Origin of the sequence: Mucilaginibacter angelicae, assembly GCF_042434235.1 — a bacterium.
In the GTDB taxonomy this organism is placed as follows: Bacteria; Bacteroidota; Bacteroidia; order Sphingobacteriales; family Sphingobacteriaceae; genus Mucilaginibacter; species Mucilaginibacter angelicae.
This window is the reverse complement of the sequence record NZ_JBHLTS010000023.1, coordinates 52031-66060: the sequence shown is the minus strand read 5'-3', so window position 1 is coordinate 66060 and position 14030 is coordinate 52031. Positions and strand designations below refer to the sequence as shown.

10 protein-coding genes are annotated in these 14030 nt (G+C 43.7%); 5 read left to right on the top strand and 5 right to left on the bottom strand.

The features are described from left to right. Positions 1–79: 79 nt before the first annotated feature. Positions 80–1780, top strand: a complete 1701-nt coding sequence (locus tag ACFFGT_RS17400) for a DUF3863 domain-containing protein (protein ID WP_377023806.1) — start codon at positions 80–82, stop codon at positions 1778–1780. Here the strand turns inward: ACFFGT_RS17400 and ACFFGT_RS17395 are convergent. From ACFFGT_RS17395 to ACFFGT_RS17385, 3 genes are all read right to left on the bottom strand, one after another. Next, positions 1777–2148: a VOC family protein gene (locus ACFFGT_RS17395; protein WP_377023805.1), complete on the bottom strand. Its 372-nt coding sequence runs from the start codon at positions 2146–2148 to the stop codon at positions 1777–1779. The two genes, ACFFGT_RS17400 and ACFFGT_RS17395, sit on opposite strands and share 4 nt — an antisense overlap. A 123-nt stretch (positions 2149–2271) precedes the next feature. Next, positions 2272–2700, bottom strand: a complete 429-nt coding sequence (locus ACFFGT_RS17390) for a GNAT family N-acetyltransferase (RefSeq protein WP_377023804.1) — start codon at positions 2698–2700, stop codon at positions 2272–2274. A 287-nt stretch (positions 2701–2987) separates the two neighbouring features. After that, positions 2988–3971 carry an aldo/keto reductase gene (locus ACFFGT_RS17385; protein ID WP_377023803.1) on the bottom strand — a complete coding sequence of 328 codons (984 nt, stop codon included), beginning with the start codon at positions 3969–3971 and terminating at the stop codon, positions 2988–2990. A 175-nt stretch (positions 3972–4146) separates the two neighbouring features. Between ACFFGT_RS17385 and ACFFGT_RS17380 the strand changes: the two genes are divergently transcribed. Then, positions 4147–5043, top strand: coding sequence for a helix-turn-helix domain-containing protein (locus ACFFGT_RS17380; protein WP_377023802.1), 897 nt, complete (start codon positions 4147–4149; stop codon positions 5041–5043). 89 nt (positions 5044–5132) lie between these two features. On the opposite strand, the gene ACFFGT_RS17375 is transcribed toward ACFFGT_RS17380, so the two are convergent. Further along, positions 5133–5807, bottom strand: a complete 675-nt coding sequence (locus tag ACFFGT_RS17375; RefSeq protein ID WP_377023801.1) for a peroxiredoxin — start codon at positions 5805–5807, stop codon at positions 5133–5135. Positions 5808–6141: 334 nt separating this feature from the next. Continuing rightward, positions 6142–6618 carry a Crp/Fnr family transcriptional regulator gene (locus ACFFGT_RS17370; RefSeq protein WP_446686300.1) on the bottom strand — a complete coding sequence of 159 codons (477 nt, stop codon included), beginning with the start codon at positions 6616–6618 and terminating at the stop codon, positions 6142–6144. A gap of 511 nt (positions 6619–7129) precedes the next feature. On the opposite strand from ACFFGT_RS17370, the gene ACFFGT_RS17365 reads away from it, so the two are divergent. The 3 genes from ACFFGT_RS17365 to ACFFGT_RS17355 are packed head-to-tail and all read left to right on the top strand — an operon-like array spanning position 7130 to position 13990. Further along, positions 7130–10474, top strand: a complete 3345-nt coding sequence (locus tag ACFFGT_RS17365; protein ID WP_377023799.1) for a transglutaminase family protein — start codon at positions 7130–7132, stop codon at positions 10472–10474. A 23-nt stretch (positions 10475–10497) separates the two neighbouring features. After that, positions 10498–13050, top strand: coding sequence for a circularly permuted type 2 ATP-grasp protein (locus ACFFGT_RS17360; RefSeq protein WP_377023798.1), 2553 nt, complete (start codon positions 10498–10500; stop codon positions 13048–13050). Positions 13051–13108: 58 nt separating this feature from the next. After that, positions 13109–13990 (top strand): transglutaminase family protein, encoded by an 882-nt coding sequence (locus ACFFGT_RS17355; RefSeq protein ID WP_377023797.1) that lies wholly within the window; start codon positions 13109–13111, stop codon positions 13988–13990. Positions 13991–14030 lie beyond the last annotated feature (40 nt).

The window sequence follows — 14030 nt, the reverse complement described above, 5'->3', positions numbered from 1 at the left end:
AGCTTACCGTTGTAAGCTTTAATTAAGATCAAAGCAGGATCATTTTATAGCTCCTCTTTAATTTACATCACCTGTTTCCATGAAAAACACAAGCAGTCCTTCAAGGTTCACCAACATCGCTGTTCTTAGCATCTATATATTAAGTTCATTTTCCCTTCTTTCCTACAGCCAAACCATCCCTGTTAAAGAGCCTTCAACGCCGAGGATAGTTAATATCGTTAATTTCATCCGACTGCTTGAACCGCGCGACCCGGCCATTACGGAGGATGTATTGTACCAAACCGTAGTAAAGCAGGTAGAGATCATGAAAAAATACAAGCTCGGCGGCACTTTCCTGCTCCAGTACGATGCGCTGATCGATCCACGGTATCAGAAATTATTAAAAGCTTTACCGCACGATTCATTTGAGATTGGGGCCTGGTGGGAAATCCCCCAGCCACAGGTTGAAAAAGCAGGCCTTAAATGGCGCGGCCGTTACCCCTGGGACTGGCGTGCAAACATTGGCTTCTCTACCGGTTACACGCCTAAAGAGCGCGAAAAGCTGATAGATGTTTACATGGCCGATTTTAAAAGGATTTTTGGTTACTATCCAAAATCGGTTGCATCCTGGTTTATTGATAGCTACAGTTTGGAGTATATGTATCAAAAATACCATATCGTGGCATCGGCCAATTGCAAAGATCAGTACGGAACAGACGGCTATACTTTATGGGGCGGATACTGGAACCAGGCTTACTATCCCAGCAAAATCAACTCGTATATGCCTGCTCAAAACGCAGCCAACCAGATCCCTGTACCTATTTTCCGGATGCTGGGCAGCGACCCGATACGCCAGTACGATAACGGACTTGGCACAACACGCCAGGGCGTTGTAACATTGGAGCCCGTTTACAAATTTGGCGGCGGCGATGCCGATTGGGTTAATTGGTTTTTCAAGTCATTTACTGATGATAAGGCACTTGGCTTTAATTACACACAAGCCGGCCAGGAAAATTCATTTACCTGGGATGCCATGGCTAAAGGTTTTGAGATCCAGATGCCGCTGATAGCCCGTTTAAGAGATGAGCACAAGATCAGGGTGGAAACCATGGAAACTTCGGGCCGCTGGTTCAAAAAACAATATAAAGTAACCCCTGCCACATCCTTTACCGTAAGTCACGACCTTGGCGAAAGTAATTTGAAAACAGTATGGTTTAACAGCCGCTTTTATCGCATTAACCTGTTATGGGAGAACGGTAATCTCCGCATTCGTGATCTTCACCTTTTTGATGAAAGCTTCCCATCGGTTTATACCAAACAGGTTGCTACATCAAACGAATGTACCTTTTTTACTTTACCGGTAATAGATGGCTATATCTGGAGCAAACCCGATCAGATTGCCGGGCTAAGGCTTAAAGCTGTGATTAATGGCAATGAAGTTTTACTGGCCGGAAAAGATCCGGTTTATACCCATCCCACACCGGGCAGCCTGCACATTTCCTGGCCGCTAACATCAATAAAGGGCACTTTTGAAATTGACCTGAACGAAAAACAATTATCAATGAAGTTAATGGGCACACAGGTTGATAACTGGTATTTTGACATGACCACAGCAGCAGGAGTAAAACTGCCTTTTGAAGCTATCCGGGACAAGCAGATCAATTGCCGGTTTGAGGGAACATCTTACGTTTTCAAAGCCACCAAAGGTACTTTCACTGAACCCGGAAACGGAACAGTGTTCAGGCTAAAACCACAGGAAAATGCTATCGTTCTTGATCTGTCGGCAATTAAAAAGAATTAAGGTTTATCAAAAAACTCACCAAAATGCCACAGGATGCCGGAGGGGTCATGCAAAAAGCACTCCCTCCCCCAATGTTCTACCCGGATAGGGGTTAATTTAACGCCTTTATATTTTGAAGGCAAGTCTAAAGCCAGCAACTCATTCCAGTAACGGGCAACGTCGTCAACTTCTAAAAAAATCATGGTATTATCTACCCAATCTTTAACGTAACCGTTTTGCAGGTAAAACGCAAGCTGTCCCGTTTTAAACACCGACATATCAGCATTCAATACAACTTCTTCAAAACCAAGGTCACGATAAAAACTTCGTGATATTTCAAAATCCTTAGCACCGATGAACGGCCTGATAGAGACAGCTTTATGTTGCATATTCGCGATTTTAATGTCGGTCAATATCATATATTGGCTTGTGGCCAATTACGAACCAATTAGGTACTAAGGTACTTCATGACCACCAATTTTCATAAAAATTAAAAGGCCGAATACAGACACTTACAGTTGCTTTTCAAATACCATATATATATCGTTTTTACCCATATAGGTAAAGCCTAACCTTTTACAAATGTTTACAGCTTTGGTATTGTCGGCATTTACTTCAGTGCGGCATTTTTTAAACCCTTTCATCGTTAAATCTTTCAAAGCAAATTCAACAAGCCTTCGGCCGTACCCCATCCGTTTTGTCGATGGATCAATTATCAACATTGAAATAAACCCAACTTTATTTTCATAATCATTGGCGTAATAGGCCAAAAAACCATGTAAGGCTTCCTGTGCCATAATAGTTATGATACATGCTTTTTCAATAAGCTTGTCAATGTAACCGTCCAAATTCCCCACTTCAAACAATCCGCTTTCATCGTTAATCATCAGGTTCATTAAATCATAAATTTTCGATTTCATGTAAGAACTTTCTTCGATCATAATCGGTTAAATTTTTTAGTTTTTAATCAAAATCATTTAAATCCGTTATATCAGTTCAGGAAAGCGGCAAAATAATACAGACACATTAATATAACCCGGGGCAATATTAAATCGGCACAAAATCAAATAGTAGCAATGTAAAAGTGACTGATATTTAGATTATGAATCCAATTTATAGGTATGCTTTTAAACAAACAAGGAATATAAAACAATGGTATTAAATTGTATATCACAGCGTGCGGGCTTTACAATATTTGTATACCGGTTATTCAATTCATATTTATTAATTATTTCCCTACCCTTTTTTGCAAATGTTCCGGGTAACGTGCACCTTCTATCTTAATTTGAGAAGCTGCTTCTTCGATCTGGCTCAAATCATCAGCAGTTAATGCTATAGCTACAGCACCAAGGTTCTCTTCCAAACGATGTAATTTGGTGGTTCCGGGGATAGGCACTATCCATGGCTTCTGTGCCAGTAGCCAGGCCAGTGCTATTTGTGCCGGGGTAGCTTGTTTGTCATTGGCTATCCTTGTAAGCAGGTTAACCATTGCCTGGTTAGCGGCCCTTGCATCGGGGGCAAAACGCGGCACTATATTGCGGAAATCTGTTTTATCAAACGAAGTGCTCTCATTGATGGCACCGGTAAGGAATCCTTTTCCCAGCGGACTAAAAGGTACAAAGCCGATACCCAGTTCCTCAAGCGTTGGTATGATCTCCAGCTCAGGTTCGCGCCACCATAAGGAATACTCGCTTTGCAAAGCAGCCACAGGCTGAACGGCATGCGCCTTACGGATAGACTGCACTCCTGCTTCCGACATACCGAAGTGCTTTACTTTACCCTCCTGTATCAAATCTTTAACGGTTCCGGCTACATCTTCTATCGGTACATTAGGATCAACCCGGTGTTGGTAAAATAGGTCGATATGGTCGGTTTTTAATCTTTTCAGGGATGCTTCTGCAACCTCCCGGATCCGTTCCGGACGGCTGTCCATTCCATCGCCAGGTTTGCCTTCTTTAAATCCAAATTTAGTAGCAATAACAAGTTTACCGCGGTAAGGCGCAAGCGCATCACCTAAAAGCTCTTCATTTGTAAAAGGGCCATAAGCTTCGGCAGTGTCAAAAAAAGTAACACCCTTTTCAACTGCGGCATGAAGCAGTTTGGTAGCATCTTTTAAATCGGTTGCAGGGCCATAGCCAAAACTTAAACCCATGCAGCCTAAGCCCAGTTCAGATACTTCGGGGCCGCTGTTCCCTAATTTTCTTGTTTTCATATATTTAATGGTTTAAACAGATCCTTATTGATTTAACAGCACAAAGGTGAGGCGTATTTTTTAAGCAACTGTTATACCTATTACTGTATTACTTACCAATATCACTGATTGAGGTAATAACATAAGGTAAACCTTAGCAGAACAATTAACTTTGATATAGTTAAAGGAAACAGCAATGGGAAGTATCATCCGGGTAGACACCATAGGTCAGTTCAATTCGCTCAATAATAATGAAACGCGGCATCCGCTGGTGAACATTGTTGATATGTCAAAAGCCGACAAACGGTTGAACCGACGGGTCAATTACGGTTTTTATACGGTATTTTTAAAGGAGATTAAATGCGGCGATCTGAAGTATGGCTGCAATTATTATGATTACGAAGAAGGCACATTGGTTTTTATTGGTCCGGGACAAGTGGTCGGCGAAGAAAACAATGGTGAATATTATCAGCCCAAAGGCATTGCACTGGTTTTTCATCCCGACCTGATCAGAGGTACCTCAATGGGTCGTCATATCCAGGATTATACATTTTTTTCGTACGATGTACATGAAGCGCTGCACTTATCCGAAAGTGAACGAAAGATCATTATCGATTGCTTTGAAAAGATCAGGTACGAACTTGAACATGCTATCGACAAGCACAGCAAAACCCTAATTGTAAGCAATATTGAGTTGTTCCTGAACTATTGCGTACGGTTTTACGACCGCCAATTCATTACCCGCGACCTTGTGCACAAGGGTGTTTTGGAGCGATTTGAAAATTTGCTTGATGGTTATTGGAATTCAGATAAACCGCTTACCATAGGCTTACCTTCGGTTGGCTATTGTGCCGATCAGTTAAACCTGTCGGCCAATTACTTTGGCGATCTGATCAAAAAAGAAACCGGTAAATCTGCCCAGGAGTATATCCAATCGAAAGTAATAGATGTTGCCAAGGAAAAAATATTTGATACCAGTAAGTCATTGAGTGAAATTGCTTATGGATTGGGCTTTAAATATCCACAGCATTTTACCCGCTTATTTAAACAGCGCGTTGGTTATTCACCTATTGAATATAGGTCGTTAAATTAGGCTGCTGCACTGTACAACGATATAAAATTAGGCGCATATTCTGTTAGAATGTGCGCCTAATTAAGAAATGTATTATTATACCAGCAAAATCAATTCATAATGGTTTCGCCCGGCTGTGCCACTATGCGCAGGTAAGGCTTAACGGTTTTCCAGCCGTTGGGGAATTTTTCTTTTGCTTCCTCGTCAGATACTGCCGGAACGATGATCACATCTTCTCCGTTTTTCCAGTTTACCGGCGTAGCCACTTTGTAGCCGGCAGTTAACTGCAATGAATCCAGCACACGCAGTATCTCGTCAAAATTGCGGCCGGTGGCCATTGGATAAGTCAGCATTAATTTAATTTTTTTGTCGGGGCCAACAATAAATACCGAGCGCACGGTTTGGTTGGTAGCAGCGGTACGGCCTTCAGAAGTTCCCGGCTCATCAGCCGGCAGCATATCATATAACTTTGCAATAGCCAGGTCAGGGTCGCCTATCATCGGATAGTTTACCGCGTACCCTTGTGTTTCCTGGATGTCTTTTGCCCATTCGGCATGACGGGCCACCGGGTCAACGCTTAAACCAATTACTTTACAATTACGCTGTTGAAATTCGGGGGCAAGTTTAGCCATGTAGCCCAGCTCGGTAGTGCAAACAGGCGTAAAATCTTTAGGGTGCGAAAAAAGGATTGCCCAACCATCGCCTATCCAATTGTGAAAATTGATGGTGCCTTCAGTTGTTTCTGCCTGAAAATCGGGAGCGGTGTCGTTTAATCTGATACTCATGATGTTTATGGTTTGAATGGTTAAAAAATAAATTGATCAGCTTTACAGGTAGCAAGGTTCACAGAATCAATAAAACGGAAGAGTTTTATCAGCATGCGCATGCAAGCGCTATTACAAATCTTATTTCCGGTTAATGATTTTACATTAAAACTTACAGGTGTTTGAAGTGCTTGAGTTTTCATGATCTGTTGCTTTTGATACAACAAAGATGCAACACACAACAGGGCATATTTTGTAACAAAAGATACAAAGCTCTGTAACAAAAGTTACAATTCGCTCAGCAATTTAATCTGGTTATAGTACAGTAATAATTTATTATCAATTTCCAGTTTTTTCAGCAAGCGCGATACAACAACCCGGCTTGTGCCCAAATCATCACCGANAAATCATCACCGATTTGCTGATGGGTTAGATTGATGAGCGATGAACCGGTGGCTTTTGCCTTTTCTTTAAGGTAATTAACCAGGCGATCATCCAGCTTTTTAAAGGCTATATCATCAATACTTTTGAGGATTTCAGTAAAGCGGTTCAGTATGGTTTGCATTACAAAACGCTTCCAGGTGGGGTATTTTGTCATCCATCCGTCCATCACATCCATCGGCACACAAAGCAGTTCGCTGTCTTCTTCTGCAGTACCCCTGATCACGCTGAAATGCGACATCATACAGCAGGTAAACGTCATGGCGCAGCTTTCGCCTTCCTTTACATAGTATAGCAGTATTTCCTGGCCTTCATCATTCACACGGCTTACTTTAAAAGTGCCGCTCAGTAACAACGGCACAGCACGGATAGTTTGCCCGGGGTTAAGCATGGTGTCGCCGCTTTTTACAGTCATCAGCATGGAATTTGCTTCCAGTTCGGCCAGCAAAGCAGTTTCAAATACAGACTCGAATTTACCAACGGCAGCTTTAACATTGAACATGATCATAGGTTTTGGAATATTAAAGATAATTATTCCCAAATAGAGTATGCGGCTTAAAATCAATTTTGTACAGAAAGTGTGAAATGAACCGATATTTAGGATCGGAAATACGGAAACCAGGCGATTTTAATTATGGCCGACACTGTAATACAATGGAGTTTTAAGCACTTTATTTTACAAAAAGAATATATTTCCTTAACACAATCAAACTATTTCAACCAATCCCCCCATCCTTCCGAAGTTTTACCATTAAGAATTTCATATTTTTCCTGCAAAAAAGAAAATCATAAATGCAATTTTGGCATTTTTTATCATTTGTTTAAAAAATCCACAAAAAACAACTTGTTTCATTGCGCTTTTTACCACAAATAGGGTATGTTTATAACACAAACCACTATTTATGTCAATAAAAGTAGCAATTCGCCATTTTACAAGCTATAAATACGACCGGCACATTACGCTTTCGCCGCAAGTTATCCGTTTAAGGCCCGCAGCACATTCGCGCACTATGATAAAGGGCTACTCGCTTAAAATCCTTCCCGAAAAGCACTTTATAAACTGGCAGCAGGACCCCTTTGGCAATTACCTGGCCCGTATCGTTTTCCCGGAAAAAGTGAATGAGTTTGTGATTGATGTTGAAGTGATTGCCGACATGGTTGTGATCAACCCCTTCGATTTTTTTGTGGAGGAATACGCAAATCATTACCCTTTTGAATATGAAGAGTCGTTAAAAAAGAACCTTATACCCTATCTTGAAATTACAGAAAAAGGGCCGCTGTTAATGGAGCTTACGGAAAAAGCCGCCGAACTACTCAAAAAAAACACAGTTACGCAAGACTTTTTAGTAACCCTTAACCGGATGCTTTACCTGGAGATTTCTTATAATATCAGGATGGAACCAGGCATTCAATCATGCGAAGAAACGCTGGAGCTAAAATCAGGCTCGTGCCGGGATACCGCCTGGTTGTTTGTACAGTTGCTGAGGCATTTTGGCCTGGCAGCACGCTTTGCCTCCGGCTACCTTGTACAATTAAAGCCTGATATAAAATCAATAGATGGCCCATCAGGCCCCGAACAGGATTTTACCGACCTGCATGCCTGGACCGAGGTATACCTGCCCGGCGCCGGATGGATTGGCCTTGACCCTACTTCGGGCTTATTTGCGGGGGAAGGGCATATCCCGCTGGCTTGTACACCCGACCCGCAGAGCGCTGCCCCTATCAGCGGCATGGCTGAGCCTTGCGAAACTGAATTTCATTTTGAAAATACCATTACCCGTATTGAGGAAAAACCACGGGTAACAAAACCATTTTCAGATGAGCAATGGGATGATATTATGGCCCTTGGCGATAAGGTTGACGAAGAATTTGCTGCCAACAATGTGCGCCTTACCATGGGCGGCGAGCCTACGTTTGTATCGGTTGATAATAATGAAGCTCCTGAATGGAACTCGGCCGCCGATGGCGAACATAAACGCCGCCTGTCAAACATCCTGTTCCACAAACTTAAAAATGAATATGGCGAGGGGGCTTTGATGCAATACGGCCAGGGTAAATGGTACCCCGGCGAGCCCCTGCCCCGCTGGAAACTGGCCTGCTACTGGCGTAAAGATCATGTGCCTTTATGGAATAATGATACACTGATGGCCGATCTGTCAAAAGATTACGGCCTTACCGCAAAGGATGCCAAAAGCTTTATGCAAAAGCTTACCGCCGAACTCCATATCGACACTAAAAACATTACTGCTACTTATGAAGACCCATTTTATTTTTTATGGGAAGAAAGTAAAACCCCCATCAATGTCGATCCGCTTAAAGTGGATCTGAAATCTCCTTTGGAAAGGCAAAAATTAGCGGAGCTATTAAACACCGGTCTTAACGAACCTGTGGGCTACGTGGTACCTATTAAGTGGGATCTGGATCAAAACAACTGGCAAAGCTGTAAATGGTCGTTCCGCAGGCAAAACTTATTCCTTGTTCCGGGTAACTCACCGGTAGGCTTACGTTTACCTTTAGATTCGGTACAATATTTTGACCCGGAAGAACAGGAAATATTACCCGAAAGAAGTTTGTTTGCTGATGTAGACGCGCTGCCCGAAGGAGCAGACCTGATTCCCGGAACCGGCGTTAAGTTTAATAACAGCAACACCATTTTTAAAACAGCACTGGTGGTTGAGGTAAGGCAGGGCAAGCTGTTTATCTTTTTCCCGCCTACAAGCTATTTTGAACATTATTTATACCTGGTTAATGCCGTTGAACGTACTGCCGAAAAACTAAAAATGCCGGTACTGATTGAGGGCTATGATCCGCCTGCCGATAACCGCATTACCAAAATGATGATCACGCCCGATCCGGGGGTTATTGAGGTTAACATTCACCCGGCATCAAGCTGGCGCGAACTGGCAACAAATTACGATATCCTTTATAAAAAAGCGGCCGAATCCCGCCTTGCTACCGAAAAATTCAACATTGATGGAAGGCATACCGGTACAGGCGGTGGAAACCACGTAACACTGGGTGGCCAAATTCCGGCCGATAGCCCGCTATTGCGTCGCCCCGATATTTTGCGCAGTTTCATTACCTTCTGGCAGCATCACCCCTGTTTATCGTACCTGTTCTCTACACAATTCATCGGCCCTACCAGCCAGGCGCCCCGTGTTGACGAAGGCAGGGTAGAAACGCTTTATGAGCTGGAAATAGCTTTTCAACAGATCCCCGATCTTAACGAAAACGAAATGCCTTTTTGGCTGGTGGATCGTGTTTTCCGTCATTTTTTAACAGATATAACAGGTAACACACACCGCAGCGAGTTTTGTATCGATAAACTTTATTCGCCCGATTCATCAAGCGGCCGTTTGGGCATCCTGGAATTCAGGGGCTTTGATATGCCGCCGCATTACCGCATGAGTATGGTACAGTTCCTGCTTATCCGTACCCTGCTGGCCTGGTTTTGGAAAACACCGTATAACCACAAACTGGTACGCTGGGGTACCGAATTGCATGACCGTTTTTTACTGCCCCATTACTGCTTTAAGGATATGACCGAGGTTGTAAACAGCCTGCGCGATGCCGGCTATGGTTTTGATATTTCATGGTTTGAGCCCTTCTTCAGCTTCCGTTTCCCATTTTTGGGTGAGCTGCAGGTTGATGATATCAATATCGAAATAAAAATGGCTATTGAGCCATGGCACGTACTTGGCGAGGAAATGTCAAGCACCGGCACTGCCCGCTTTGTTGATTCATCGCTTGAGCGGATCCAGGTTAAAATAACAGGGCTTACAGATTCGCGCTATAGCTTTTTGTGCAACGGGTTAAAAATCCCATTAAAAAGCACCGGTGTACAGGGCGAATATATTGCCGGTGTGCGTTACAGGGCCTGGCAGCCACCATCAGCACTGCATCCAACCATCGGTACTGATACGCCATTAGTGTTTGACCTTTTTGATACCTGGACCCAAAAATCAATAGCTGCCTGTCAGTACCATGTTTCGCACCCGGGCGGGCGCAGTTATGATACCTTCCCGGTAAACAGTTATGAGGCCGAATCGCGTATTATTTCCCGCTTTTTTGATTTTGGGCACTCGGTTAACCTGGTTGAACCGGCCGTTAGCGGGCAAACAACAGGCGGCAGGTTTGTTACCAAAATGAACATACTGCCGCAGTACACCATCACTAATGAGGTGGTTAGTCCTGAGTATCCGTACACCATGGATTTGAGGCGATATAAAAATGCCAAAAATTTATAACGGAAAAATAAGAGATTTGGAAAATGATTGAGACTTACCTGGAACAGGGGCGTAACACTGCCAAACCTTTTTTTGATGAGCTTGCCGCACCCGATGGTGCAGTGCGTGAACATTGGAAAAAGCTTGCCCATGCTTATGATGAGTTGGGTATTGAAAAAATGGAGCAGCGGAGCAGGGAAATTAGCCAGGAGCTACGCGATAATGGGGTTACCTATAACGTTTACAGCGATCCGGACGGTATAAACCGCCCCTGGAAACTTGACCCTGTACCCATGGTTTTTAACCAGCAGGAATGGGAAAGCATTGAACGGGGGCTGGTGCAACGCGCCGAACTGCTAAACCTTATTTTATCAGACATTTATGGCGAACGCAAACTTATTAAGGAGGGATTTATCCCTTTTGAACTGGTGTATTCGCATAAAGGTTTTTTGAGGCAGGCCGATAAAGTAAAAATCCCTGGTAAATTTCAACTGCTCCAATATTCTGCCGACCTGGTGCGAAGCCCCCTTGGCAAAATATGGGTATTGCATGACCGTACCGATGCACCTTCGGGGGCAGGTTATACACTGGAAAACCGGGCTGCCATGACAAGGGTATTTCCTGATCTTATCCGTGATAACCAGGTGCGTAAAATATCTTCCTATTATCAAACGCTAAAAAACACACTTACAAAGCTCTCGTTACAAAATAAAGAAAACCCGCGTGTGGTACTTTTATCACCAGGTACAGCAAACGAAACTTATTTTGAGCACGCTTACCTCGCATCCTCATTAGGTTTTACGCTTGTATTTGGACAGGATTTAACCGTGAGTGATGGCTACGTATGGTTAAAAACCCTGCGGGGGCTGGAAAAGGTAGATGTTATTGTACGCCGTGTTGATGATATCTTTTGCGACCCGCTTGAATTTCTGGGCGATTCGCATTTAGGAGTTGTGGGGCTGATGGAAGCTGTAAGGCAAAAGAAAGTAACCATTATTAACCCCTTAGGCTGCCGCATACTGGAAAACCCCGGCCTGATGGCCTTTTTGCCCCGCCTTAGCAAGCATTTGCTAAATGAAGAGTTAATTTTACCATCGGTAGCCACCTGGTGGTGCGGGCACGAAAAGGAAAAAAAATACGTGCTTGATAACCTGCCCTTCCTCATCATCCGCTCCATTTACCGAAGCAATGAAAACCCGCCTTATATAGGCAGTGAATTAAGCAGCAAACAGATTAACGACCTCAGAAAAGAAATAAACACCAGGCCGCATTTATATGTGGCCCAGGAGGTGGTGAGTTTTAGTACTACCCCATCATTAATTGACAATAGCCTGGAGGCCTGCAACGCTATTTTCAGGAGCTACATTGTGGCTGACATGGAAAAGCAGGTTTATCATGTTATGCCCGGCGGCTTATCCCGCAGTTTCCCAACCAAGGGCGAGTTTATTATCTCAAACCAATCGGGCGGTATTAGTAAAGATACCTGGGTGCTTGGCCCATCGCCTCAAAGTGCAGCCAAACCCGCGGTAAACCAGCCCATATTAAGGCAGGTTAAAAACATTTTGCCAAGCCGTACCGGCGAAAGCCTGTTTTGGTTAGGGCGCTACCTTGACAGGGCTGTGAGCAATGTACGTATGATGCGTATTGTACTTAAAATTTACAATGAGCGTGATGATGAAGTTCATCCCGAGACTGACCAAACACTGGTAATACTGCTCAAAAGCTTAAGTGCATTAACAGGTACCCTGCCCGGTTTTGCCGCGCTGGATCAAAACAAATTAAGGCAGCCCGAAAAAGAGCTGCTTTCCCTGGCTGTTGAAACCGGCAGGCCCGGCACGCTGGCACAATCCCTGCAATCGTTTTTAACCAATGGCTATGCCGTTCGCGACCGTTTGAGCCTCGACACTTGGCGGATCCTCGACAGCATTTCTGAAGAGTTTGAACTCATGAAGGAAAATGCCGACGATCTGCGCAAGATCTATCATAACCTTGATCAGTTCATTATCAAATTGATGGCTTTTATCGGTCTCAATAATGATAACATGACCAGGGCATCCAGCTGGCGGTTACTTAACATAGGTCGGTTTTTAGAGTCGTCGCTTAATACCTGCACCATTTTACAGGCAGCCTTAGCCAGCAATGTACCACCCGATGTTGAAAAACAATTGCTCGAACTGGTATTAATGTGCAACGAAAGTTTGGTAACCTATCGTTACCTGTATCGTTCAACGCTGCAATTGCCCGGCGTACTTAATTTGCTGCTGGTTAATGAGGATAACCCAAAATCGGTTGCTTTTTTAGTTGCCAAAATTGATGAACACCTGGCGCATTTGCCCGATAGCCATAAGGATGGCAGCCTGAGCCCGGCGCAAAAAAAGCTATTGGAGGCCTTAACCATGATCAGGCTTTGTGATGTAAATAAAATGGTAGCACCCGGCAGGGCTAATGATTTTCACAAAAAAGAGCTCAGCAACTTTTTACATCATTTGGTAAGCATATTAAGCCAGGCATCAACCCTGATATTTGAAAGCTTTTTTAGCCCAACCCAAAGCCAGTACAGTTTTATAAAAACTACCAATAACCTGCCCGAGTTATGAAAACTACAGATATAACGATGTTTGTTTTTAACAGGCAATTAAAAAAACACCAAGGCCAATGAAATTCCAGGTAACCCACATTACACGGTATGAGTACCAGTTGCCGGCCTCATTGTGCCATAACCTGGTTTACCAGGTGCCTGTTAACCATAATTTTCAGCAGGTTGAAAAAATCGACTACCAAATTCATCCGGAGCCCCGTTTTTTGGTAACGCGCGAGGATTTTTTTAACAACAAGTTTATCTATTTTTCGATAGAAGAATTTCATAAAAAACTGAGTGTTGAAATAAAGAGCGAAGTTGAAATTACCGAGCCGGTATGGATAAACGCCGTCCCCAAAAACACCATGCCCTGGGAAAACGTGGTAAGCTGGCTGCAAAGCACCGGCACCGATAATAACATCAGGCAGTTTTACCTTGAATCAAACCATGTGATATTTATTCCAGGCGTTCAGGAATATGCATTAAAATCATTTACACCCGGCAGGCCGATAATGGAAGCCATGCTTGATTTAAACCAACGCATATTTAATGATTTTGACTTTACGCCCGGCTTTACAGATATCAGCACCAGGCTTGAAGAAGTGTTTTTGCACAAAAAAGGCGTTTGCCAGGATTTCGCACATTTTTCGCTGGCTTGTTTGCGTTCGATAGGTTTAGCAGCCCGGTATGTAAGCGGCTATATTGAAACACTGCCGCCGCCGGGTAAACCCAAGCTATTTGGCTCGGATGCTTCACATGCCTGGATAGCGCTGTACATTCCCGATATTGGCTGGACAGAGTTTGATGCTACCAATAACCTGCTGGTTAACGACAGGCATATCCGCACGGCCATTGGTCGTGATTTTGCCGATGTTGTACCGCTTAAAGGAATTGTTTACAGCGGTGCCGGGCAGCGGATGTACGTAAACGTTGACGTAAGCCGGGTAGAACAGCAATAGCACAGCATACAGCCTTATCCGGAAGAAGAAATGCTTCCAA

Coding starts and splice junctions, on each gene's coding strand:
- ACFFGT_RS17400 (WP_377023806.1), top strand. CDS start 80: ATGAAAAACACAAGCAGTCCTTCAAGGTTCACCAACATCGCTGTTCTT.
- ACFFGT_RS17395 (WP_377023805.1), bottom strand. CDS start 2,148: ATGCAACATAAAGCTGTCTCTATCAGGCCGTTCATCGGTGCTAAGGAT.
- ACFFGT_RS17390 (WP_377023804.1), bottom strand. CDS start 2,700: ATGATCGAAGAAAGTTCTTACATGAAATCGAAAATTTATGATTTAATG.
- ACFFGT_RS17385 (WP_377023803.1), bottom strand. CDS start 3,971: ATGAAAACAAGAAAATTAGGGAACAGCGGCCCCGAAGTATCTGAACTG.
- ACFFGT_RS17380 (WP_377023802.1), top strand. CDS start 4,147: ATGGGAAGTATCATCCGGGTAGACACCATAGGTCAGTTCAATTCGCTC.
- ACFFGT_RS17375 (WP_377023801.1), bottom strand. CDS start 5,807: ATGAGTATCAGATTAAACGACACCGCTCCCGATTTTCAGGCAGAAACA.
- ACFFGT_RS17365 (WP_377023799.1), top strand. CDS start 7,130: ATGTCAATAAAAGTAGCAATTCGCCATTTTACAAGCTATAAATACGAC.
- ACFFGT_RS17360 (WP_377023798.1), top strand. CDS start 10,498: ATGATTGAGACTTACCTGGAACAGGGGCGTAACACTGCCAAACCTTTT.
- ACFFGT_RS17355 (WP_377023797.1), top strand. CDS start 13,109: ATGAAATTCCAGGTAACCCACATTACACGGTATGAGTACCAGTTGCCG.